The sequence below is a fragment of the Streptomyces sp. NPDC006544 genome (assembly GCF_040611715.1).
Classification (GTDB): domain Bacteria; phylum Actinomycetota; class Actinomycetes; order Streptomycetales; family Streptomycetaceae; genus Streptomyces.
On sequence record NZ_JBEXOV010000064.1, the window covers coordinates 18793 to 42816 of the forward strand.

Consider the following 24024-nt stretch of genomic DNA (forward strand, 5'->3'; position numbering starts at 1 on the left):
CCTGCCTTCCGCGGTCGTTTCCACGCCTCCATCGTCTGCCGGTCGGCGTCACACCGCCTCCCGGCCGGTCCGGCCCCGGCGACCGACCCCGTGGTCCGCAGCGCACGGCCCGCGGCCCGCAGGTGCGTCACCCGTCTGCGGCCGGTGGGCCAAGGACCGGGCCGTCACCGCTTCCAGGCCGGTGACCTGCGGCCCGGGGCCGCATCGTGGCGCGGAGCCGGATCCGCCTCGCCCAGTCCCTGTTCCGTCCAGATGGTCTTTCCGGAACGGGTGAACCGGCAGCCCCAGCGGTCGGTGAGCTGCGCGACGAGGAAGAGGCCGCGGCCGCCCTCGTCCGTCTCCCGGGCACGGCGCAGCCTCGGCTGGGTGCTGCTGGGGTCGGACACCTCACAGATGAGCTTGCGGTCCCGGATCAGCCGGAGCCCGACAGGGCCGCCTGCGTAGCGGATGGCGTTCGTGACGAGTTCGCTGGCGACGAGCTCCGTCACAAAAGCAAGGTCGTCCAACTGCCAGTCGGACAACTGCTCCGTCACCAGCTCCCGGGCGTGCGCGACGAGGGACAGGTCGGCTTCGAGTTCCCACTGCGCGATGTGACCGCGGGAGAGGCCGTGGGTACGGGCCAGGAGCAGGGCGACGTCGTCGACGGGTTCGCGGGGCAGCACGCTGTCGAAGGTGCCCCGGCAGATCTCGGCCAGGGCCAGGTCCCGGTCCGCGGCGGCGAGCGAGCTCCTGAGCTTCTCCATCCCCTGGTCGATGTCGCCGTCGCGGCTCCCGACGAGTCCGTTCGTGAAGAAGGCCAGCATGCTGCCGGGCCGCACGCCGAACTCCGTCACCTCGAAGGGCATGCCGCCCACTCCCAGCGGCGGTCCCGGCGCCATGCCGACGAAGACGGGGTCCTCGTCCGGAGCCAGCAGGGCGGGCGGGGGATGCCCGGCGGTGGCGGCGCTGCACTCCCCCGTCACCGGGTCGTAGACGGCGTACAGACACGTCGCGCCCAGGACCGCCAGCTCCGATGGGGATTCTCCGGTCGTCCGCTCGCTGGAGAGACCGAGCACCAGGTCGTCCAGGTGCGTGAGGAGCTCGCCCGGGTCCAGATCGAGGTCGGCCAGGGTCTGCACCGCGGTCCGCAGCCGCGCCATGGCAGCCGTGGCGTCGAGGCCGTGCCCGACGACGTCGCCGACGACGAACGCCACGCGCAGCGACGGCAGGGAGATCACGTCGAACCAGTCCCCGCCGACGCCCAGGCCGCCGCCCGCCGGCTGGTAGGCCGCCGCCGTCTGGGCGGCCGGGAAGTCCCAGGACGAGCGCGGCAGGAGGCTCCGCTGGAGCGCCACCACGGAGCGGTGCTCCCTGGTGTAGCGGCGGGCGTTGTCCACGCCGAGCGCCGCCCTGGAGACGACGTCCTGCAGGAGGACGGCGTCCTCCTCGCCGAACGCGGAGGGCCGCGGACCGCGCCAGACCGTCACGCAGCCGAGGACCAGGCCGCGCGCGTGGAGGGGCACCGCCACGGAGGAATGCGCACCGCCCGGGACGAGCTGCCGCAGGCTCTCCGCATCCGCTCCGAGCGCCTCTCGGAGGACGGCGACGTCGGCCACCAGCACGGCGCGCCCCTCCATGAGGGGACGCATCACCGCACTGTCCGCGACGGGGGGAACGGCCTCGCCGACCACCAGGAGGCCCTCGGCGGCGATCTCCGCGCTCTGCGCGGAGGCGGTCCGCCACAGACGGACGTCGCCGCCGGCGTCCAGGCGCGCCGGCTCCTCCCCCACCAGCACGGGCTCGGCGAGGTCCACGGTCGCCAGGTCGGCGAAGCCCGGGACGAGCAACTCGACGATGGCCTCGGCCGTCTCCGTCACGTCCAGGGAGGCGCCGATGCTCGCGGCGGCGCCGTGGGACAGCGCGGCCCGGCGCCGCGCCGAGTCGCGCGCGGCCGCCTCCGTCGCGGTCGCGGTCGGTGTGACCAGTACGAGCCACCGCGCGTCGGAAGCGGGGGCGCCCCGGGCCCGCGCCCGGAGGCGGATCACCTCGAACGCCAGGCCGGCGGCCGCTCCGTCCGGTGGTCCCTCGCCCGGGAGCAGCGCCAGCAGGGGCGGGCAGAGCCGCCCCGGCGAGCAGTCGAGCATCGCCGCTGCCGCCCCGGAGCAGGCGATGACCACGCCCTCGTCGTCCAGGACGACCGCAGCCACGTCACTGACGGACGCCGAGGCCGGCCTCGGGCCGCCATGCTCCGGTTCGCGCATGTCGCCTCCACGCAGCGTGGCCTTCAGTATCGCCCTCCCGGGCGTGACCCTGCGACCGGGAGGGTGCTCGCCGAAGGCGTCGGCGGGGGCGCCGCGCGGGTCGCGGAGCCGGCGAAGGCGAAAGGTCCGCCGCCGCATCCGGCGCGTCCCGCCCCGTCAGGTGCGTGTTTGGGCCGCCACCATGAGGCGCAGGGCCCGGGCCATCGCGGTGTCCGCGGTGAAGTCCACTCCGGCGGGCAGCTCGACCACGTCTCCGTGCGCGAGGACGAGGGCTGCGCAGGCCCCGGGGCGGGCCGCTCCCGTGCCGCGCAGCCAGTCGCCGTAGGCGGAGGCGGTCGTGTCGAGGTGGTGACGGCTCCTGCGGCCCACCTCGGCCATCAGGTCGTCGACGCCGGTCAGGGCCTCCACGGAGGCGAACGGCACGTTCACCACCGGCTCGTCGGCGAGCCGGACGAGGGGCTGCTCTCCCGGCGGTGCGTCCGGCAGCAGCGTCCGGCCGAAGCGGGCGTAGTAGAGGAGGCTGTGGGCGGAGTCGATGCCGCCGACGAAGGGCCGATCGAAGCTCACCTTGCGGATGCTCGCCACGTACTCCCGCGGGATCCGGGAGTCGGTCGCTTCGGGCCAGTGCACCGTCGAGGAGCCCCGCTCCCGCCAGTTCACGTACCGCCGGATGTCGTCGGAGGCGGAGATGGGCAGCAGCTCGATGCCGAAGCGCTCGGGGTCCTTCGCGACGATGGAGCCCGGTGTCAGGGAGAAGACCCCGATCCCGGCGGTCGTCCAGAGCTTCTCGTGGTCCTGGAGGAACTCGTAGGTCGCGAGCGCCTCGGACGCGGACTCGGTGGGGAATCCGGTGAACCCCATCATCTGGGCCGCGATCCCGTTGCGCGCCAGCTCGGCCAGGACGTCCGGCACCTGGGCGATCCGTACGCCCTTGTCGATGAGGTCGAGGACCCGCTGGGTGCCGGACTCGTAGCCGAAGGAGACGGCGACGCAGCCGGAGGCGGCGAGCAGTTCGCCCACGGCGCGTTCGGGGAAGGTCCGTTCGAGACGCAGTTCCGCGGCCCACCGGATGTCCAGGGGCGATCGCGCGAGGGCCTCGGCGAGGGTGCGCAGGTAGCGGGGGGACATGGCGTCCACGGCGAAGTACAGCGTCCGGCCGAAACGCGAGGCCAGGCGCAGGTCCTCCAGCACGGCCGCCACGGGGCGTTCGCGGGAGGGCGAGGTCGGCCGGTCGGTGTTCAGGCCGTAGTCGCAGAAGGTGCACTTGTTCCAGTAGCAGCCGCGGGTGGGGCTGTAGAGGATCACCGGCTCCGGCGACCAGTAGCGGTCCCATTCCCAGACGTCGTACGCGGGGCTCGCCAGCGTGTCCACGCCGGTGAAGGCGATCAGCGGGTTCGGGCGGGTCCTCGTCATCACCCCGCCGACGCCGTCGAAGCCGGCGCCGTCCCTGATCGCGTCGAGGATGCCGACGAGCGCGGCCTCACCCTCGCCGGGGACGATGAGGTCGGCGTCCTGGAAGACCCTCCACGGCGCGTCGGGGTCCGCCGCGTACTTGACGACGTCACCGACCTCGGTGCCGCCGAAGACGATCACCGTGCCGGGCAGGACGGACCGGATCAGCCGGGCCATGCGCAGGGCGACGGGCAGTTGGCTGGTGTAGTTGACCGACAGGCCCACCAGGTCCCAGCTCCGCTCGCGGAGCCGGGAGTCGAACCCGTCGGCGAAGTAGCCCTCGAAGGGGCGGGAGACGGCCTCGACGACCGCCGGGTCGGACAGGTCCGCCGTGCTGCACAGGTTGACGGTGGACTTCGCCCGCATCGAGAAGCCGTCGAGCGCCCCCGGCGGCATGTCCATCGCCAGCAGGTCCCACCACCGGCTCATCACCGCGACCGCCTGGGCGTAGGTCGGGGGGTGGTAGAAGAGCTCCGGGTCCTTGAACACGCGGACCGCGTCCCGGGCGGACGAGGCGGTCAGGCCCTCCGCCGCCAGGGACTGCCGGTAGCGGATCTCGTCGTACCGGGAGAGCGGGCCGGACCGGCCCTCGATCCCGGCTCGGGTCCGCCGCGCGGAATCGATCGCGGCGCCGAAGCGCTCGGGGTCCGCGAGGTATTCGAAGGCCTCCAGGTTGGCGTCCACACAGCCGTAGGTGGTGTGGCCGGCCTCGCGGGCGGCGCCCACGAGGTACGGGATCGAGTGGTAGGGGGTCGTCGGATCGGTGATGGGCGGGTTGACCAGCAAGTACGCGACGCCACTGGCTTCCCGCCCCCGGTCGTGCACCGGCCTGCCCAACGGAACGAACACGCTCATCCCTGCGACTCCTGACTGCTGCGGTCCTGCCACGGGTGCGCGGAACGGGCGGCGGGCGGAGCCGTCGCCCGCGGCGCGGGGGTCGTCGGTACGGGGGTCGTCGGTACGGGGGGATCGGGCGCGGGGGGCACGGGTGCGGGGGCCGTCGCCTCGGCCAGCGCCGTCGCCGCGGCCCGGGTGGTGTGCGCCGCCGGAGTCGCCTTCGGCGCCGGCGGCCCGGACCCGGCGTCCGAGCCGTACTCGCTGCCCGTGCGGTAGCCGCGGAACGCCTTCTGGGTGAGCGCACCCAGGACGGCGAGGGAGATGGCCGCCCCCGCCACCGGGAAGAACGGCGCCGCGCCGAGGTGGCGGACCCCGAAGCCGGCCACGGCCACGGAGATCGGGAAGGTGCCCATGACGGCCAGCATCACCAGGCTCATGACCCGTCCGATGAGGGCGGGGGGCGTCCAGACCTGCAGCATCGTCACGGCGACGATGTTCTGCCATCCGCTGGCCACCGCGTACACGCAGATGCTCACCGCGGCGCCCGCCAGGCCGCCGGCGTACGGTACGGCCGCCAGGGCGACCCCCATGACCACCGCGAGCCCGGCGAAGAGGTAGGCGGGCGAGGTCACCGTACGGACGCGCGCCGCCAGCAGCGAACCGGCCAGGCCGCCGAGGCTCAGGCAGGTCAGCAGTACGCCGTACCCCGTGGCGCCCATGCGCGCGTGGGCCAGTCCGGGCAGGGCGACCTCGATCGTGCCGTTGAACGCCAGGTTGCAGACGAGTGCGACCACGAGCACCACGTGCAACAGCCGACCGTTGCGGAGCAGTTCGACGAAGGAGGGCCCCGCGGCTCCCTTGCCGGGAGCGGCGTCGGCCGGGGCCCCCGCAGTGCCGGGGGCGGCGTCCGCTCCGGTGCGCATCCGGAAGAGCACCCCGGCCGACACCAGGAAGGAGACGGCGTCGGCCGCGAGCGCCGGACCGGCCCCGAAGCCGGCCACCAGCAGACCGCCGGCGGTCGGTCCGAGGAGGCCGCCGACCTGGTTCACCATGGTGGACAGGGCGTTGCCCCGGCCCAGGTCCTCCCTGGGCAGCAGGGCGGGCAGGAGGGTGTACGACGAGGGGATGAACACGCCGGAACTGGCGCCCAGGACCATGGCGACGGGCGCCAGTTGAGCCAGGGTCGGCGTCCCGTTCAAGGTCACCAGCGCCAGGAACCCGACGGCGACCGCGCGCACCACGTCGGCGACGAGCATCACCGGCCGGCCGCCGAACCGGTCGGCCACCACCCCGCCCAGCGGAATGGTGACGACCCGGGGGATGCCGTAGCAGGCCAGCACCGTACCGAGCAGGACGGGACCGCCGTCGCCGGACAGGATCAGCCAGGGCAGAGCGACGGCGTAGCAGTAGTCCCCGACCGTCGACGAGAGCTGTCCGGCGAGCAGCAGCCGGAAGCCGCGCACCGACATCGGCCCGCTGACGCGTGCCGTACGAAACCTGTGCGCGGCTGCTGCCACGTCTCCTCCTCCGTTGCGGCGCCGGTGGACGGCGCGAGCGGTCAGCCGGCCGACGGGTCGCCCGTCGCGCCGCGCCCGGGGTCGGGGCAGGGGCCGGGCGGGGCGACGGGCAGCCGGAAGAACTCGCTCACCACCGCGGCGACGGTCGCGGGCGGGGGCAGTCCGAGGTTCTTCTGCACGTCGTGGGTGGCGATGTGCCAGGCCGGCACCGGCACCGGTTCCACGACGGCATGCCCGTCGGCACGCAGTTGCGTCACGTTGCGGCGCACGGCCGGCTTGTCCCACATCCGGCGGTTCATGCTGGGGAAGAACAGCACCGGTGACGCGTGGGCGAGGAGCGCGGAGCTGAGCAGCCCGGAGGCGAGCCCGTGCGCCGCCTGGCCGAGCATGTTCGCGGTCGCCGGCAGCACCACGATCCGTTCGGCCCAGGCCGCGAGGGCGACGTGGCCGGTGGTCAGCTCGTCCTGACCGTCGCAGTACACCTCCGCGCAGACCAGCCGCATGGTCGCGGGGGGTACGAGGGCCGCGGCGGAGCGGGTCATGACGATGCGGACGTGGAGGTCGGCGGGGAGGTTCATGAGGTACTGCGGCAACGCGAGCACGTTGCCCGAGCCGCACACGCCGAGGAGGAGTCTGCGCGGGGCGGGACCAACAGCGGGACCGGGCCCGGGACCGGGATCCGGCGTGGGGCCGTGGGCGTCCCTCATCAGCGGATGGTCCCGGGGGCCCCGCCGGCCGCGGGGCGCAGGCCGCACTGGGAGGCGACGAGGTCCAGCCGGTCCTGGAAGTTGAACTTGTAGCTGGGGCAGGGCGGGTGTCCCTCGTGCCACGCCTTGGGGCAGGAGCCTCCGCAGGTCGGCATGAAGACGCAGTCGGTGCACCAGGTCTTGCCCTCTTCGATCTCGTCGTTCCAGCCGTCGAAGGGGCCCGGGGGGCGCACCGGTTCGGTGCCCGCGCGGTCGATGTGCGTCAGTGCGAGGGTCTGCTCGGCCGCGGGGACGAGGGGGTACTCGCTGCACGAGAAGATGTTGCCGGTGCTGCTGATGATCTCCGAGGAGAGGGTCGTCGCGGGGCACACGACCTTCTTCACGGTGGTGGGCAGCAGCTGAGCGGTGAGTCCGTGGCCGTCCAGGAGGCGGAACCAGAGCATTTCCTTGTCGGCGAAATTCTGCTTCGACACCTCGATCTCCGATACGTCGTTCCCCCACGAGTGGACGGGCACGATCGAGAAGGAGACGTTGGGCCGGGCGAATCCGAGTTCCGCCATCAGCTCTATGTAGCGGGGGACGCCGTCCTGGTTGTGCGCGTCCACATTCGTGCGGAAGTTGAAATGCGTGGATTGGAAATCCGGTTCGTCGAGCGCGGCCCGCACGGTACGGACGATATTCCAGAAGGAGCCGCGTCCGCTCTTGAGCGGACGGTGCTCGTCATGGATCTCCGGAGGACCGTCGAGCGTGATCTCGAAATGGGTGACCCGGCACGCCCGGATGAGCGTGTCGATCTTCCCGGCGGTGAGCAGGGATCCGTTCGTCACCAGGACCGAGGTGTATGCGACGCCCCGCTCGTCCGCGGCCCCGACGAACCGGGGCGCCAGGTCGCGGATGACCGCGTAGCCCATCATCGGCTCGGCCCCGAACCAGTCGATGCGCAGCCGGCGCGTGGCCGGCGCGTTCACCGCGCGCAGGACCCGGTCGCGCACCCGGCTGCGGTGGGTGCTCGTCAGGCCGCCGCGGCTGTGCTCCTGGCCGCAGTAGGCGCAGCCCATGTTGCAGTACGAGGTCGGCAGCAGGGCGATGTGGACCGCGGAGCGGTCGGCGGAGGCGCGCCGGTTGCGGTCGAGGACCGCGGACAGCTCGTGCTCGTCCGCCGGTACGAGCACCTCGGCGGAGCGCAGTGCCTCCGTCCACGCCGGCGACATGGCCGCCGGGTCCCCGGCCTCCAGCGCCCGGGCCGTGGCGGCGTCGACCGCCATGACCTTGGCGGTGCGGGTGCTGTACGCGAGGCGTACGGGAACACCGGTGTCGTCCGTGTACGTGCGGTCGCTCATCACCAGGTATCGGCTTACTCGATCCATCCCAACCTCTCCGGCGCTGCTTGTCCGGTCTGACGGTGATTCGGGTGATGCGGGTGATGCGGAGCGCGGCCCGGGTGCGCCCGGGGGTCCGCGCGCACCCCCGCGGCCGGTTCGGCAGCCGGCCACGGGCTGCCGAACCGACCGCGGTCACAGGGCTCGCCTCCCCGGCGGCCGCGACGAGGCGATCGGTCGCGCGGGAGGGTGGAGCGCGCCGGGCAGGGCAGGACGCGACCTGCGGCGCCCTAGCAGACGACGTTCGTGTTGGAGTCCGCCTGCTGGCCCTCGACCGCCGCCGACACGGCGCTGAGCCGCGCCTGGATCGAGCCGAGGACGGAGACCTCGTCCGGGCTCAGGGCGGCGAAGACCTCGCGCTCGGACTCGGAGAGCAGGTCGACGGGGGTACCGGCGCGGCGCAGGGTTTCCAGGGGCTCGTTGGACATGCCTGACTCCTTCGGAAAGATGGTCACCGGGGTTGATGCACGAGCAAGGCTGCTCCCGGCCCGGGGCGCTTCATATCCCCCGATCGACTATGAATCCGCGGCGGTTCGGGCGGCGCTCACGCAACGGAAGGTGAAATTGAGCCGTGTGCGACGCAGGACGTCCCGGCGCCTCGCGGGGCATGCGCGAGAATGTCTTCGAAACTCGCCTGCTTGTCCGGAACACGACGCGCCGCTACGCTGCCTCCGTGGGTGACGAATTACGCACGCAGGTCCATGCTTCGAGCATCGCTTTCGAGGTAAGAGGTTTGACTGGACGCGAGATTCGGATCGCTTCGCTGGTAGCCGTCGGATGTTCCAACCGCCGCATCGCACATGACCTCTGCATCAGTCCGCACACGGTGGCGGCACACTTGTGCAACATGCTCCGGAGAACGGGTGCGTCGAACCGAACGGAAATGATCGCGCGACTGTACGCGCGGGGCGTACTGGTCCAGGGAACCTGGCCGCCACTGCCCGCCGCGGGACAGCCGGACCGGGAAGACCGGCAGGCCCCCGCGGAGTTGGCGGAGCTTCAGGTCCTGGCGGAGGCCGCGGGCCTCTTGCCCGGATCGGCTCAGCACGTCTCGTTCGACTGGCCGCACTACGGGAACGAGGTGCCGGTAGCCATGACCTTCGATGCCTTGCACGCGCTGCGCGAGGCCGGCCATCCAGTGGATCTGCTGGCCGTCGAACAGCGCTCCGTCCTTTCCCAACTCACGGAGCTGGAGGTCCAGGTCCTCAACTCGGTCAAGGGCCGGCTGGAGGCCGCGGCGGGCGAGGTGGAGGGTCAGGACCTCAAACTCCTGTGACCGGCCCCGCGCGTTGCGGCGGCTGCCGTACGGCGGTGCCGGAGGCGGCACGCTTCTGCCCGGAGTGCGGTACGCCGCTCACCGGGGGGACTCCGTCCGCGGACAGCCGGAGAATCGTCACCGCGCTCTTCATCGACCTGGTCGGCTCCACCGTGTTCGCGGAGACGCTCGACCCCGAGGCGCTGCGGCGCGCCATGGACCGGTACTACGGCGCCTGCACGGCCGCGGTCACCGAACGCGGCGGCGTGGTGGAGAAGTTCATCGGTGACGCCGTGATGGCCGTCTTCGGGGCGTTCGTCGGTCACGAGGACGACGCCCTGCACGCCGTGCAGGCGGCGTGCGCGGTACGGGAGGCGCTGGCCGCCGTCAACGCCGGTCCGGAGCGCGAACCGGGGGTCCGGCTCGAGATCCACTGCGGGATCGCCACGGGCGAGGCCGTGGTGGCGGGGGCCGTCGGCGGGGGTGCCCGCGTGGTGGGGGACGTCGTCCACACGGCGGCCCGTCTCCAGGCGCACGCTCAGGCGCACGAGATCCTCATCGGCGAGGAGACGGCCCGGCTGGTGGGCGGCGGAGTCCGCCTCGAGGCGGTCGCACCGCTCCGGCTGAAGGGCAAGCGCGACCCCGTCACCGCCTGGCGCGCCGTGGGACTCCTCGACGGGGCGCGCCAGGAGGACGTGGTGGCGCTGGTGGGGCGCGAGGCCGAACTGGACGCTCTGACCGGCGCGTTCGACGGCGTGCGGCGCACCCGGCGCTGCCGCCTCGTCACCGTGACCGGTCCCGCGGGGATCGGGAAGTCGCGCCTGGTCCGGGAGTTCCTCGCGGCCCCCGCGGCCGCGGGGGCCGTCGTCCTGCGGGGTACCTGCCAGCCGTACGGGGCCGGTCTCGCCCACCGCCCGCTGGCGGAGGCGGTGCTGTCCCTGCCCGGCGGCTGGGAGGAGTCGGCGGGCATCCTGGCGGCGCTCCGCCCGAGCGCCGACCGGGCCGCCGCCGCCCTGGCCGTGGCCCTGGGCGTCCGCACCGAGACGGGACTCCCGGTGAGCGTCGAGGAGATCGGATGGGCGTTCCGCCGGCTGGTCGAGGCCCTGGGCCGCCGGGGTCCGCTGATCCTCGTGCTGGAGGACTGCCACTGGGCGCAGTCCGCGCTCCTGGGCATGATCGGCGACACGGCCCGGGGGGTGACCGGCTCCGAGGTGCTGATCGTCTGCGCGGGACGTCCCGAGACGGGCGCTCCGGCCTCCGGTGCGCAGTGGGCGGACGGCGACACGCTCGGTGACGCCCTGTCCCTGGACCTGGAGGCACTGCTTCCCGAGGAGACCGAACGGCTCGTCGGCCTGCTGGCCGGCCGCGCCGAGGTCGCCGAGGTCGCCGAGGTCGCCGAGGTCGCCGAGGTCGCCGCCCAGGAGGCGGCCCGCACCCCGGAGGCGCTGATTTGGGTGGTGCAGGAGTGCGACGGCAACCCCCTGTTCGCGGAACTGCTGCTGGAGGGCCTGGCCGACGGTCGGTCCGCCGTGCAGGGAATCCCCACGACCATCCGCGTCCTGCTGACCTCCTGGCTGGACCGGCTCCCGGCCGGCGACCGTGCCGTGCTGGAACGCGCCGCCGGCGTCGGCGGCTCCTTCACCGCCGAGGACGTCCGGGCGCTCGCCGAGGACTCGCCCGCGCTGACCGACGAGGTCCTGGACGCCGCGGTGAGCCGGCTCCTCCAGTCGCGGGTGATCCACCCCTGTGGCCCGCCCGGCGCCTACCGCTTCACCCGCATGCTGGCCCGGGACACGCTCTACGAGATGACCTCCAAGGCCCGCCGCGCCGACTGGCACACCGTGCTCGCGGACCGGCTCGAGAGCGGGGCGCCGGGTGCGCCCGCCCCGGGCTCGGGAGCCGAGGGCGACCTCGCCCATCACCTGGAGACGGCCTGCCGCCTGCGCTCCGAGGCACACCCGGGCGATCCCGGACTGCCCGCGCTGACCCGTCGGGCGGCGCGCGCCCTGGTGGCCACGGGCTACCGGGCGCTGCACCGCCGGGACCTGCCCGGCGCGGTGTCCCTGATGGAACGCGGACGCGCCCTGACCCGGGACGGGGATCCCGAGCACCGTGTCCTCGCGGTCCGCATCACCGACGCCTGCGTGGCACTGGGCCGGTGGGAGGGCGCCCGGCGGGCCGTCGCGGAGGCCGAGGCCAGGGGCGACCGGGACCTGCCGGTGCGGCGGACCTGCGCCATCCTGCGGCAGACGATCGCGCTGCGCTCGGGCGATGCGGCGCAGGTGCCCGCCGCGGCCGGCCTGCCGGGGCCGCAGGACGACCTGAGCTGGTGCAGACTCCATCAGCTGTCCTCGCTCCGCAGCTTCGCCGAGGGCCGGATCGGCGCCGCCGAGTCCGCGATGCGCGAGGCCCTCGTCCGGGCCCGCCTGCTCGGCGACACGTACGAGGAGAACCGCATCCTGGTGTCGATCTGCGAGCTGACGCAGTGGTCGCCCACCCCGCTCACCCAGGCCGTCGCCCTGTGCGAGGACCTGGCCCGGCGGTTCGACGGCGACCGCTGTCTCCTCGTACCGATCCTGTTGACCCGCGCGCGCCACCTGGCCCTGTGGGGCCGGACCGGCGAGGCCCGCGAGGACGTGGCGCTCGCGCGCCGGTACTCCGCGGACCTGACGCTGACCCTCGGGGCCATCGCCGCCGACCAGACCGCCGGGCTCGTCGACTCGCTGTGCGGTGCGCATGCGGCCGCGGCCCGCCACTACGGGGCGGCCGCGGCCGGGCTCGTCGCGCTCGGGCAGACCACGACGGCGGCGACGCTCCGGGTGTACGCGACCCGTGAGGTGTTCCGCGCGGGGGCCGGCATCGACGCGACGGCCCTCGCGGGCCCGGTCGGGGTGACGCTGGAGACCCGTGCGCTGGCCGTCCACCTGGCTCTGCGGGCGCGGGTGGCCGCGGGCGCCGGTGCGTTCGACGAGGCCCGCACCGCCGCGGACCGGGCCGTCGCCGCCCTCGACCGCACCGACGACCCCTGCCTGATCGGCGACGTGTGGTTCGAGGCCGCCCGGGCGCTGCACGCGGCCGGGGCCACCGGACGGGCCCGGGGCGCGGCTCGGCGGGCGCTGGCGTCCCTGACGGCGAAGGAGGCCGTCCTCCCGGCGGCGGCGGTGAGGGCTTGGCTGACCGACCGAGAGGAGAACAGGTGAGCGATCCACCGTGGAGGCGGTCGGCGCGGCCCTACACCCCGGGTGTACCGGCCTGGGGCGCGAAGACCAGTACGCAGACCTTCGAGGAGTTCTCGGCCAGTGCGATGCGCGACGTCTCCCCGGGGTGGGCCTGGGGCGGCGGCGACGGCGCGGGGGTGCGCGTCTGCGTCGTCGACAGCGGAGTACAGGGCGACCACCCGCTGGTCGGCGGGGTCGACCGGTCGGTGACCACCGTGGAGAACGGGGACGGCGCGGTGGTGATCGAGGAGTGCGCTCCCTCTGACCGGGCCGGGCACGGCACCGCTTGCGCGGGTGTGATCCGCTCCCTCGCGCCGAAGGCCTCCGTGTCCTCTGTCCAGGTACTGACCGACGGCAAGACGGGCAGCGGAGCGGCCCTCCTCGCCGGGTTGTCCTGGGCCGTCGACCAGGGCTTCGACGTGATCAACCTGAGTCTGGCGACCACGCGGCCGGCCATCTCGGCGCAGCTGCACGACCTGGTCGACCGGGCCTACTTCCGCCGGTGCGCGCTCGTCGTCTCGGCCCACAACCGACCGGTGCCCAGCTATCCGTGGTCGTTCTCCTCGGTGATCTCGGTCGCGAGCCACGACGAGGACGATCCGATGACCTACTACTACAACCCGGCCCCGCCCGTGGAGTTCCACGCCCGCGGCGTCCGCGTCCCCGTGGCCTGGGCCGGCGGCGGGACCATCCGCTCGACGGGCAACAGCTTCGCCGCGCCGCACATCTCGGGGCTGTGCGCGCTGGTCCTCGGCAAGCATCCATGGCTCACCCCCTTCCAGTTGAAGACGGTTCTCTATCTGTGCGCCGGCAACGTGGTCGGCCGATTCGGAGGCGCGCATGACACTCCCCGTTGACGGCGCGACGCCCACGGAGCGCCGACTGTTGCAGTCCATCGTGGAAGTCGCCCGGCACACCTTCGGCGCCGCGGCCTCCTCGATCTTCCTCGTCGACCCCGGCGCCGGGGACCTGGTCTTCGAGGCCGTGGCCGGGGAGGGGGACGGCCAACTCGTCGGATCGCGCTTCCCCGCGGGCACCGGCATCGCCGGCTGGGTGGCGGCCTCGGGGCAGTCGATGCTCGTCGACGACCTGCGCGAGTCGAAGCACTTCTCGGGCGACGCCGCCGCGTCCACCGGCTACGTTCCCAACAGCATCATGGCGGCGCCCCTGTTCAGCGCCGACGCGTGCATCGGCGTGCTGGAGGTGCTGGACCGCGGCGTCAACGGCGCCCGGGAGATGGCCGACGTGGAACTGCTGGACCTGCTCGCCGCCCAGGCCGCCATCGGCCTGGAGCTCCTGACGCGTCTGCGCGCCACGGAGCCGAACCAGCGCTCCGACAAGGCCCTGCGCCTGCTCGCGATGGCGGAATCCCTGCTGGAGGACGCGCATGGCTGAGCACTGCGTGCTCATGCTCAGCAGACGCGGGGACAGGGAGGCCGCCTCGGTGGCCTCCCTGTTGCACCGGATCGGCGTGCCCGTCCACCGCCTCGACGCCGACGCGTTGGAGGACGTCGAGGCCACCTGGGAGCCCGGCGGGGCGATGACGTTGGACGGACACCGGTTCGTGCCCACCGTGACGTGGCTGCGTCACTTCTCGCCGCGGGCCGCTCCGGTCGCGCACCCGGCCGACGGGCAGATGCTCTACCGCGATTCGTGGGCCGCCCTGGCCCGGCAACTGGCCGCCGTGTCACGGATCGTCATCGGCTCCGGCGACGCGGGGCAGCTGTGCCGGCTGGCCGGGGCGCGGGCCCTCGGCGTGCGGGTCCCGCGGGGCGTCGTCACCACCGATCCCGCGACCGCGGCGGTGGAGCTGGAGCGCGGGCGGGGCCCGGGCGGGCGGTACGTGGTCAAGGTGCTCGACCGGCACTTCGTGGAGCCCGAGCCCGGCGCCCTTTCCTGGTTCCTGCCCCAGGTCCTGGAGCGTTCACAGCTGTCGGGCGGGCTCGGTCTGCCCGGCGGCACACCGGTCGTGGTCCAGGAGTACGTGGAGCACGACGCCGAATTCCGGGTCTACCTCGTGGGGCGGGAGGTCCTCTCCTTCTCGGTGGAGAAGGACCATCCCCGTGACGTCTGGTCCCGTCCGGACCGCGTGCGGGTGCGCCGCGTGCGGACGCCGGACGCCGTGGCCGGGGCGGTAGCCGCCCTGGCCACGGCGTGGGACCTCTCCTACGGGGCGTTCGACTTCCTGTCGGACCGTGGCGAAGCCGTGTTCCTGGAGGTGAACGCCCATGGCGACTGGGACTGGTTCGAGCGGAAGGCCGGGGTCGACGTGGTGACCCGGGCGGCCGTCCGCACCCTGCGGGACCTCCACCGGTCGGCCGCCGGCGGCTCCGGCCCCGGACCGGTCGGTCTGCTCACCTTCCTCGGTGCGGGACCGGCCCCCCGCGGCTAGGCGGCCCGGCCGTCACAGCTTGCGGCACAGCAGGGCGTCCGGGGTCTTGCCCTTGGCCCACGCGCCGGTGAAGGCGATGCCCGCGGCGTACTCGTCCGTGGCGCACTGCCCCTTGTAGTTGCCGGAGGCGAACTCCCCCCCGGGGCCGCCGGCCGGCCGGCCGTCACCGCGGTCGAACCAGACGGTACGGCCGTTCGTACCGAGCGTCCGGCCCGCCCGGGCGCACTGGACCGCGGAGACCGTCTGCCCCCGCAGGCTGTACCCGGTCATGAACTGGTCCGGCCCGCACTGGAACTTGGTGTAGCCACCCGCCCAGTCGCCCTGCTGGACGTAGCGTTCGTCCCTCACCACGGTCGACACCGGGACGGGCTGCGCCAGTCCGGGGGCTCCGGCGTCGGTGCACAGCCCGCGCCCGTCACGGTGTGACAGGCCGATGAGCCGCTGTCCGTCGGGGCAGTTCCCCTTGCGGGCTCCCTGGTCCCAGTCCCCGAGCGCCCTCGTGCGCGCCGACTGGACCGCGTCGGCGTGGTCGAGGTTGAGCATGTCCCACATGTCGGAGACCGCGACGGGTCCGCTTTTCTGGGGTGCGTTCACGAGCCGGTTCCAGTTCGCGGCGCGCCAGTCGGCGCCGTCGAGGATCCCGGAACGGCGGCCCGCCGCGTCGAAGTTGAGGATCGACCAGCTGCCGTGTCCGGTCCAGCCGACCAGGGGCCAGTAGGCGAAGTCGGTGTCGTTGGAGACCAGGTAGTCGACGAGGTTGCCGAACCAGGCGCGGGCCTGCGGGTTGGTCTCGTCGCTGCCGATGCCGAACTCGCTGATCCACAGCGGCGCCGTAAAGTGGCTGCCGGTCTCGGTCACGTAGAACGCCTGGCGCTTGAGGGTCGCGAACAGGTCGTCGCGGGAGAGCTCCTGGTAGCGCGGGTCGTGCGTCTCACCCATGCCGGTCGCGCCGGTGTGGTTCGGACCGGTGTAGCCGTAGAAGTGCGCCGCGTACACCAGCTTGTTCGAGGCGACGAGGGTGTGCGAGAGGGTGCGCACCGGCTCCAGGGTGGGCCGCCCGTGCGGCAGTCCGTCGGCCGGGACGCCCTGCCAGTTGATCCCTTCGACGACCACCAGCAGATCGGGATTGGCCTCGGTGAGGAGCCGGTCGCCGAGGTGCTGGGACGCGGCCCACCAGTCGTGGCCGTCGCCCCAGTTCCAGTTGGCGTCGTCGGTGACGGTGCGGCGGACCTCGTTGTAGAGGTCGGCGCCGACCACCCGCTTGTTGTCCTTGTAGCGGCGGGCGAGGCCGATCCAGTCGTCCTCCCACTGCGCCGTGGACTGGCTGGTGTTCCAGCGCTCGTTGCCGTCCAGACCGCAGCAGAAGCGCGAGGTGTTGGTGTGGTTGTTCAGCACGACCGCGAAGCCCTCGGCGGTGGTGGCCGCGATGACGGCGTCGAAGACCTGGAGCGGGGTCTTGCCGCGCAGTTCCGGGTTGGCCGCGACCGAGGCGTCGGAGACCGGGCGCTGGTCGTGGAGCATCTCGTTCGAGAACGGGAGCCGGATGCTGTTGATGCCGAGCTCGTGGAACCCGTCGAGGATCCGGGAGACCGGCGCGCGGTCCAGGCCGAGGGGCATCTCGTCGGCCTTCTCGCCGTCGTGATGGCTCGCCGGGTCGTTGATGTCACCGGAGCCGCTCCAGGACCCCTGGGCGCCGTGCCAGTTCGCGGACTTGAGTTTGAAGCGGTTGCCGTCCGCGTCGACGATGTAGCGGCCCCGCGTACTGAGGGGTCCGCGCCAGGAGTCGGACAGGGCGGCCGGTGCGCCGGCCGCCGCGGGAGTCGCGGTCGTCTCGGCCGCGGACGCGAGGGCTGCCGGGGAGGCGCCGAGCGCTCCGAGCAGGAGCGCCGCGGCGAGTACCGCCGGTGGTAGGGGTCTTCTCACTGTGTCCTCCGAGGGGCCTGGGGGTGGACGTGCGTGGTGGGACGCTGGTGCCGTGGTGCGGTGGTGCGGTGGTGCCGTGGTGCCGTGGTGCGGTCGTGGGAGGCCGGGCTCGTGCGGTCAGCTTCCGACGCTGCCGAGGACGGCGACGCCTCGCGGTGCGAGGCTCACGTGGCGGACCAGGGGCCTCCTCTCGTCGAGCAGGTCTCGGCGGTCGGCGGGCAGCGTCACCTCACTGGGCCCGTCCGTGTGGTTGAGCAGGATGAGGATGTCGTGACCCGCGCCGTGCCGGATCGCGGCCTGGACGCCGGCGGGCAGGCCGGGCAGCACGGGAGTGACTCCCGCGTCGGCGAGCGCGCGGTCGACGAGGGCGCGCATCGTGAGGGGGTCGGGCCGGGTCGCGACGTAACGGGCCGTCCCCGCGCCGTGGGTGTGCACCGTGGCCGCCGGGCGGTCATGGTCCCAGTCGGGCCCGGCGAAGAGCAGTTCGGCGCGGGCCCCGGCGAGCTTCACGTCCTCGCGCCACAGCGAAGCCGGTGCGGGGGTGAGGGCCGGGCCGTCCCCGTCCGGGACCCTGAGCGGCACCGGCTCACCGACGGCGGCCGGCCAGAACTCCTCCACGCGTACGCCCAGTACGTCGGCCAGGGGTGCCGGATAGCCGCCGGTGTGCACGCGGTCGTGCTCGTCGACGATCCCGGTGAAGAACGACGCGAGGAGGGATCCCCCGTCCGCCACGAAGGCACGTATCCGCTCCGCGTTCCCGGCCGACAGCAGGTAGTGGCTGGGCAGCACCAGCAGCTTGTACGGCGAGAGGTCCGCGGAAGGGTGGACGACGTCGACGCCGACGCCCGCCTCGAAGAGCGGGGTGTAGTGGTCGAGGACCCGGTCGAGGCAGCGCACGCCGTCCGAGGGGTGCGAATCGAGCTCGAGGGCCCACCAGTTGTCCCAGTCGAAGACGACCGCGACCTCGTTGCGGACGTGCGTGCCGGCCAGCTCGGGCACCCGGGCCAGTTCCCGGCCCAGCTCGCGCACCTCGGCGTGCACCCGGGTCTCGGCTCCCGCGTGCGGGACCATGCCGGAGTGGAACTTCTCCGCGCCGCCCCGGGACTGCCTCCACTGGAAGTACATGACGGCGTCCGCGCCCTGCGCGACGGCCTGCCAGCTCCACAGCCGCATCCGGCCCGGAGCCTTGCCGCCGTTGCGGCCCCGCCAGTTGACGGCGGAGGGGGCCTGCTCGGTCAGCAGCCACGGCTGCCCTCCGCCCGCGCCGCGCACGAGGTCGTACGACAGCGCCCCGCCGGTGTGCGCGGCCTCCCAGTGCGGGTCCGGGTAGCTGTCGAGGGCGAGTACGTCCATCTCGGGCGCCCAGGTGTGGACGTCGACCGCCTTGTGCCCGGCCAGGAAGTTCGTGGTCACCGCGATGCCGGGGGTGACGCGGCGCAGTACGTCGCGTTCGAGGGTGAAGCACGTGCGCAGGGCGTCGCTGCTGAACCGCTTGAAGTCGAGCTGCTGGGAGGGGTTGGGGTAGGTGGGTGCGGTGCGCGGGGGCAGGACCTGGTCGAAGGAGGCGTAGCGCTGTGACCAGAAGTCGGTGGACCAGGCGTCGTTGAGTGCGTCGATGTCGCCGTACCGGGCCGTCAGCCAGTTCCGGAAATCGGCGGCGGAGGTGTCGCAGAAGCATTCGGCGACATGGATTCCGTACTCGTTGCCCACGTGCCACAGCCCCAGCGCGGGGTGATCGCGGTAGTGCGTGGCGACGGCTTCGACCAGCCGGACGGCCCGGTCGCGGAAGACGGGGCTGGAGGGGCAGAAGTGCTGGCGGCCGCCCGGGGACAGGACGCCGCCGGAGGCGGTGACCGGCAGGATCTCGGGATGCTCGGCGGTGAGCCACGGGGGCGGCGACGCGGTCATGGTGGCCAGGTCGGCGGTGATGCCGTGTGCGGCCAGGTCGTCCATCACGGTGTCGAAGAAGCCGAAGTCGTAGGCGTCGCGGGCGGGCTCGACGCGGGCCCAGCCGAAGATGGCCAGGTTGACGATGTTGACGCCCGCCTCGTTCATCAGGCGCAGGTCCTCGGCGCGGGTGGCGTCGTCCCACTGCTCCGGGTTGTAGTCGCCGCCGAATCCGAGGCCGCCCAGTCGCGCGCCGAGGGCTCGGGCACGGTCGTGTGCCGGAGAGTTCATCTTTCTTACCCCTTCAGGTCCTTCGGGAGGTCTTTACGTCTCGTACGCGGCGAATCGGTGGCCGTGCCGGCGCCGGCGTCGCGAGCGGTGCGCCGGGCCGGCGGCGGGGCGAGCCCGACCGGGGCCGGGGCCACCACAGGCGGCCGCCGGGGCGGCCCGACGGCGCGGGCCCGAGGGGGCGGGGCCCGGGGGCGGGGCCGACGGAGCGCCGGACCCCGCACGGCTCAGCCCCGCGGCGGCGCGGTGCTGTCGCGCTCCACCAGGGAGGGCATGACGGACACGACGGACGAGTCCGCCGACGGATCGCCTTCGATCTGGCTCAGGAGGCGTTCCACGCAGGCCGCGCCGACCCGGGAGAGGTCCTGGTCGATGGTGGTCAGCGGCGGGAGGAAGTGGGCGGCTTCGGCGATGTTGTCGAACCCGGCCACGCTCACGTCCTCCGGAACCGAGCGCCCCGCGTCGTGGAGCGCCCGCACGAGCCCGAGCGCCATCTGGTCGTTGGCGGCGAACACCGCGGTGACCTCCGGCCGGCCGGCGAGTTCCCGGCCCGCCCGGTAGCCGCTGTCGGCGCTCCAGTCGCCGTGGACGACCGGAGGGACCGGGGCGCCCGCCGCCCGGAGCACCCGCTGCCACGCCTCGGCACGGCGGCGCGCGGGGTGGGAGTCCTGCGGGCCGGCCAGGTGCCAGACCGTGGGGTGGCCGAGCCCCAGCAGGTGTTGCACGGCGAGTTCCGCGCCGGCGGCGTGGTCGGTGTGGACGCCGGGGTAGCGGTGGTCGTCACCGCCGTCGACGACCACGACCGGAAGCCCGTGGGGAAGCATCAGCGAACCGGGCAGGATCTGCGCCTCGTTGACGATGACCCCGTCGACTGCATGGCCGCTGAGCCGCCGGAACGCGTCCAGTACCGCCTCTTGCGTCTGCGCCTGGGGCACGACGACGTTGACCGAGTATTCCGTCGACTGCACGGCCGAGACGATCGACTCCAGCGTGCGCGCGTTTCCGTGCGCCTTGAGGTCGAAGCTGATGACGCCGATCATCCGGAACTTGCCGGTGGCCAGCGCCCGGGCCGCGGTGTTGGGACGGTACCCGAGCATGCGCACGGCCCGCACGACCCGGTCGCGGGTCGCGTCGTCGACCCGGGCGGTCCCGTTGACCACCCGGGAGACGGTCTGCGCCGAGACGCCCGCCATGGCCGCGACGTCCGCCATCGACGGGGGTCTGTGGCGGTCCGCGGCCGGTGTTCGGGGCTTGCGCGGTCGCTGCCCGTCCTTCGCCATGGTGCAGCTCCTCTCGCGCGGTGATGCCCAGGCATCCTCCGGGCCTTCCTCATGTTTGCGCGAACACGGCCCTCTGGTCAACAGGAAGTCAGAAGTCCACCTTCGGCGCAGCGCGGCTGTCCGGCGCCCGCCGTTCCTCCGGATGCCCTGATGGCACAAGGAATCTGACGCTCCCACAGAAGACTCTGGCAAAACTCTTGACAGTCACTGACACCTCTCGACACACTTCCGAACCGCGCCACCGTGTTGGCGCTAACATGCATCGGAGGTCTTATCCGTGAGAGTCGACCAAGCCCCGCTCGGCGACGGAGGCACCGCCGACCGCCACCGCAGGCGGCCGCGGTGAACAGGCGCGGCGCTGTTCGGCGCAACCTCACCGCCCACGCGTTCCTGCTGCCGTTCCTCTGCGTCTTCGCGATCGGAGTGGTCGCCCCGCTCATCTACTCGGTCAACCTGAGCCTCTATCAGGAGCGCTTGATCGGCGGGAGGGTCTTCACCGGCCTGGACAACTACACCAAGGCGTTCAAGGACAGCCTCTTCCACGCCGGCCTCGGCCGGGTCGCGCTCTTCTTCGCGATCCAGGTACCGCTCATGCTCGCCCTCGCCCTCGTCGCCGCCCTCGCGATCGACAGCGGACGGCTGCGCGCCCCGGGCCTGTTCCGCATCGGCATCTTCGTTCCCTACGCCGTCCCGGGCGTGGTCGCGGCCCTGATGTGGGGCTACCTGTACGGCGACCGGTTCGGCCTGGCCGGCGAGATCGGCGATCTCCTGCACACCGAGTTGCCCGACCTGCTCTCCGGGAGCTGGATGCTCGCGTCGATCGGCAACATCGTCACGTGGTCGTACGTCGGCTACAACATGCTGATCTTCTACGCGGCCCTGCGCTCCATCCCCGAGGAGCTGTACGAGGCGGCCGAGGTCGACGGCGCGGGAGCCTTCCGCAAGGCGTTCAGCATCAAACTGCCGGCGCTGCGTCCGGCGCTGCTGATGGCCACGACCTTCTCCGTGATCGGCAGCTTCCAGCTCTTCAACGAGCCGAGCGTGCTCCAGTCCCTGGCACCCGCCGCCGTCACCACCAACTACACGCCCAACATGTACGCCTACAGCCTCGCTTTCGACGGGCGCCAGTTCAACTACTCGGCCGCCGTCGCGGTGCTGCTCGGCCTGGTCACCGTGATCGTCGCGTACGCCGTCCAGCGCGCGACCGTCCGAAGGGAGCACCTCCTGTGACCACCACCGCCCCGGCCACCGCTGCCGCCCCCGCCGCCACCCCCACCGCGTCCAGGGCGGCCTCCCGCCGCCGGCCGGCCAGGTCCACCGCGCTGACCGTGGCGATGGGCCTGATGCTCGCCTACACACTGATCCCCCTGCTCTGGCTCGCCATCAGCGCGACGAAGTCCAATCAGACGCTGTTCGACTCGCCCGGACTGTGGTTCGGGGACGGCTTCCACCTGTTCGACAACGTCCGGGACGTCTTCACCTACGACGGCGGGATCTACCTGCGCTGGTTCGGCAACACCGTGCTCTACTCGGCGGTCGGCGCGGGCGGGGCCTCGGTCATCGCGACGATGGGCGGCTACGCCCTGGCCAAGTTCGAGTTCGTGGGCCGGCGCGTGCTGTCCGCCCTGATCATCGGGGCGATATCGATCCCGGCGTCCGCCCTCGCGGTCCCCACGTACCTGCTGTTCAGCGACATGGGCATCGTCAACACGCCGTGGGCGGTCCTCCTGCCCTCGCTCGCCAGCCCTTTCGGCCTCTACCTGATGCGGGTGTACGCGACCGAGGCCGTGCCGGACGCGATGCTCGAGGCCGCCCGCCTCGACGGCGCCGGTGAGCTGCGGATCTTCTTCACCTTCTCGATGCGCCTGCTGGCTCCCGGCTTCGTCACCGTACTGCTGTTCACCCTCGTCGCCACCTGGAACAACTACTTCCTGCCGTTGATCGTGCTCAACGACCCGCGGCTGTTCCCCCTCACGGTGGGGCTGCGCCAGTGGGACTCGCTCGCGCAGGGCGGCGCCGCCGCCGGTGCCATACCGATCCTCCCCCTGGTGATCACCGGCAGCCTCCTGGCGATCGTCCCGCTGATCGTCGCGTTCCTCTTCCTCCAGCGCTTCTGGCAGTCGGGACTGGCCGCCGGCGGCGTCAAGCAGTAGTCCACGCCCCTCCCGTTCCCCCCTCCCCCTCCCGTTCCGCTTCGCGCGCCATCCCTCTCCACGTCCCCATCGAAAGGACCTGAAATGAGCAGATCCCCGCGCCTGCCGGCCCTCACGCGCACCCTCACCGCGGCCGGCGCCGCCGCCCTCTCCCTCTCCCTCACCGCCTGTGGCGGCGGCTCGTCCGCTTCCGACGGCGACGGGAAGGCCGACGCGGCGACGGTGCAGGCCGCACTGGACAAGCCCGCCGAGATCACCTTCTGGACCTGGGTCCCGAACATGGACAAGACGGTCGCGCTGTTCGAGAAGAAGTACCCGAAGGTCAAGGTCAACCTCGTCAACGCCGGGCGCTCCAAGGACGAGTACACGAAGCTGACCACCACGCTCAAGGCGGGCACGGGCGCCCCCGACGTCGCGCAGATCGAGTACTTCGCACTCCCCCAGTTCGCCATCTCCAAGTCGCTGGTCAACCTCGCCGACTACGGCGCGGCCGGCCTGAAGGACAAGTTCGCCGACTCGGCCTGGTCCCAGGTCAGCGTCGCGGGCGGGATCTACGGCATACCCCAGGACACCGGCCCGATGGCGATGTTCTACCGCAAGGACATCCTCGACCGGTTCGGTGCGACGCCTCCGCGCACGTGGGAGGAGTACGGCGCCCTGGCCAAGAAGATCCACGACGCCGATCCGAACGTCCTCCTCACCTATACCGACCCCGGCGACGCGGGTACGTCCAACAGCCTCATCTGGGACTTCGGCGGCAAGCCGTACACGGTCAACGGCACCACCGACGTCACCGTCAACCTCAAGGACGACCCCGGCGCGAAGGCCTACGCCGACACCTGGGGTCCGATGATCGAGAACAAGCTGGTCGACTCCACCGCGAGCTGGAACGACGAGTGGTGGAAGTCGATGGCGTCCGGAAAGTACGCGACCTGGCTGGCCGGCGCCTGGGCGCCCGCGGTGCTGGAGCAGAACATTCCGCAGAGCAGGGGCCAGTGGTCGGTCGCCCCCATGCCGGGCGGCGCCAGCGCGGAGAACGGCGGCTCGTCGGTCGCGGTCACCACGCAGGCGAAGAACAAGGAGGCCTCGGTCGCCTTCGCCCAGTGGCTCAACTCCGACCCCGAGGCCGTGAAGTCGCTCAACTCCGAGGTCGGCCTGTTCCCGGCGACCAAGGCGCTGCTCGACGACCCCGGCTTCCGCGGCGCCGAGGTGCCCTTCTTCCCCGGCAGCACGCCGAACGAGGTCTTCGCCGACATGTCGAAGGCGGTGCGGCCCGGCTGGCAGTACCTGCCCTTCCAGGTGTACGCGAACAGCGTCTTCAAGGACTCCGTCGGCCAGGCCCTGCAGCCCGGCGGCAACCTGCCCGGCGCCCTGGCCACCTGGCAGGAGCGCCTGAAGGCCTACGGCAAGGAAGAGGGCTTCACCGTCAAGTAGACGGTGGCGTTCTCCCCCACCGTCCGGCGGGCGGGACCGCCGGGACCCGAGGTCCCGGCGGT

General features: G+C 72.6%; 17 protein-coding genes and 1 pseudogene. 9 read left to right on the forward strand and 9 right to left on the reverse strand.

What is annotated here, in order from left to right:
• Nucleotides 1-164: 164 nt before the first annotated feature.
• The 6 genes from ABZY44_RS26035 to ABZY44_RS26060 form a co-directional block, all read right to left on the reverse strand.
• Nucleotides 165-2240 carry a SpoIIE family protein phosphatase gene (locus ABZY44_RS26035; RefSeq protein WP_356657824.1) on the reverse strand — a complete coding sequence of 692 codons (2076 nt, stop codon included), beginning with the start codon at nt 2238-2240 and terminating at the stop codon, nt 165-167.
• Between the two features lie 156 nt (nt 2241-2396).
• Nucleotides 2397-4547, reverse strand: a complete 2151-nt coding sequence (locus ABZY44_RS26040) for a radical SAM protein (RefSeq protein WP_356657826.1) — start codon at nt 4545-4547, stop codon at nt 2397-2399.
• On the reverse strand, nt 4544-6046 hold the full coding sequence (locus ABZY44_RS26045) for an MFS transporter (RefSeq protein ID WP_356657828.1): 1503 nt from the start codon (nt 6044-6046) through the stop codon (nt 4544-4546). Before ABZY44_RS26045 ends, ABZY44_RS26040 begins: the two co-directional genes overlap by 4 nt.
• A 41-nt stretch (nt 6047-6087) precedes the next feature.
• Entirely contained in the window at nt 6088-6753 is a 666-nt protein-coding gene (locus ABZY44_RS26050) for a flavoprotein (protein WP_356657830.1), read from the reverse strand.
• Nucleotides 6753-8120, reverse strand: coding sequence for a radical SAM protein (locus ABZY44_RS26055; RefSeq protein WP_356657832.1), 1368 nt, complete (start codon nt 8118-8120; stop codon nt 6753-6755). The genes ABZY44_RS26050 and ABZY44_RS26055 overlap by 1 nt, the downstream gene beginning before the upstream one ends.
• 242 nt (nt 8121-8362) lie before the next feature.
• A complete protein-coding gene (locus ABZY44_RS26060; RefSeq protein ID WP_356657834.1) occupies nt 8363-8560 on the reverse strand; it encodes an aroma-sacti cluster domain-containing protein in 198 nt (65 codons plus the stop codon).
• A gap of 179 nt (nt 8561-8739) precedes the next feature.
• Between ABZY44_RS26060 and ABZY44_RS26065 the strand changes: the two are divergent.
• From ABZY44_RS26065 to ABZY44_RS26090, 6 genes and pseudogenes are all read left to right on the forward strand, one after another.
• Nucleotides 8740-9012, forward strand: a pseudogene (locus tag ABZY44_RS26065) (helix-turn-helix transcriptional regulator); the annotation flags it as partial.
• A gap of 3 nt (nt 9013-9015) precedes the next feature.
• Nucleotides 9016-9408 carry an aroma-sacti cluster domain-containing protein gene (locus ABZY44_RS26070; RefSeq protein ID WP_356657856.1) on the forward strand — a complete coding sequence of 131 codons (393 nt, stop codon included), beginning with the start codon at nt 9016-9018 and terminating at the stop codon, nt 9406-9408.
• A 35-nt stretch (nt 9409-9443) separates the two neighbouring features.
• Nucleotides 9444-12587, forward strand: a complete 3144-nt coding sequence (locus tag ABZY44_RS26075; protein WP_356657836.1) for an AAA family ATPase — start codon at nt 9444-9446, stop codon at nt 12585-12587.
• Nucleotides 12584-13462: a S8 family serine peptidase gene (locus ABZY44_RS26080; protein ID WP_356657838.1), complete on the forward strand. Its 879-nt coding sequence runs from the start codon at nt 12584-12586 to the stop codon at nt 13460-13462. Before ABZY44_RS26075 ends, ABZY44_RS26080 begins: the two co-directional genes overlap by 4 nt.
• Entirely contained in the window at nt 13446-14000 is a 555-nt protein-coding gene (locus tag ABZY44_RS26085) for a GAF domain-containing protein (protein ID WP_356657840.1), read from the forward strand. Before ABZY44_RS26080 ends, ABZY44_RS26085 begins: the two co-directional genes overlap by 17 nt.
• Nucleotides 13993-14997 (forward strand): hypothetical protein, encoded by a 1005-nt coding sequence (locus ABZY44_RS26090; RefSeq protein WP_356657842.1) that lies wholly within the window; start codon nt 13993-13995, stop codon nt 14995-14997. Before ABZY44_RS26085 ends, ABZY44_RS26090 begins: the two co-directional genes overlap by 8 nt.
• A gap of 12 nt (nt 14998-15009) precedes the next feature.
• Here the strand turns inward: ABZY44_RS26090 and ABZY44_RS26095 are convergent, their stop codons facing one another.
• The 3 genes from ABZY44_RS26095 to ABZY44_RS26105 form a co-directional block, all read right to left on the reverse strand.
• Nucleotides 15010-16920, reverse strand: a complete 1911-nt coding sequence (locus ABZY44_RS26095) for a cellulase family glycosylhydrolase (protein ID WP_356657844.1) — start codon at nt 16918-16920, stop codon at nt 15010-15012.
• A gap of 117 nt (nt 16921-17037) precedes the next feature.
• Nucleotides 17038-19098: a beta-galactosidase gene (locus ABZY44_RS26100; RefSeq protein ID WP_356657846.1), complete on the reverse strand. Its 2061-nt coding sequence runs from the start codon at nt 19096-19098 to the stop codon at nt 17038-17040.
• A 224-nt stretch (nt 19099-19322) separates the two neighbouring features.
• Nucleotides 19323-20375 carry a LacI family DNA-binding transcriptional regulator gene (locus ABZY44_RS26105; RefSeq protein ID WP_356657848.1) on the reverse strand — a complete coding sequence of 351 codons (1053 nt, stop codon included), beginning with the start codon at nt 20373-20375 and terminating at the stop codon, nt 19323-19325.
• A gap of 342 nt (nt 20376-20717) precedes the next feature.
• Between ABZY44_RS26105 and ABZY44_RS26110 the strand changes: the two genes are divergently transcribed.
• From ABZY44_RS26110 to ABZY44_RS26120, 3 genes are all read left to right on the forward strand, one after another.
• On the forward strand, nt 20718-21605 hold the full coding sequence (locus ABZY44_RS26110) for a sugar ABC transporter permease (protein WP_356657850.1): 888 nt from the start codon (nt 20718-20720) through the stop codon (nt 21603-21605).
• Nucleotides 21606-21697: 92 nt separating this feature from the next.
• Complete coding sequence (locus ABZY44_RS26115; protein ID WP_356657858.1) at nt 21698-22528, forward strand: carbohydrate ABC transporter permease; 831 nt, start codon at nt 21698-21700, stop codon at nt 22526-22528.
• A gap of 84 nt (nt 22529-22612) precedes the next feature.
• Nucleotides 22613-23962, forward strand: coding sequence for a sugar ABC transporter substrate-binding protein (locus tag ABZY44_RS26120; RefSeq protein WP_356657852.1), 1350 nt, complete (start codon nt 22613-22615; stop codon nt 23960-23962).
• Nucleotides 23963-24024: the final 62 nt, after the last annotated feature.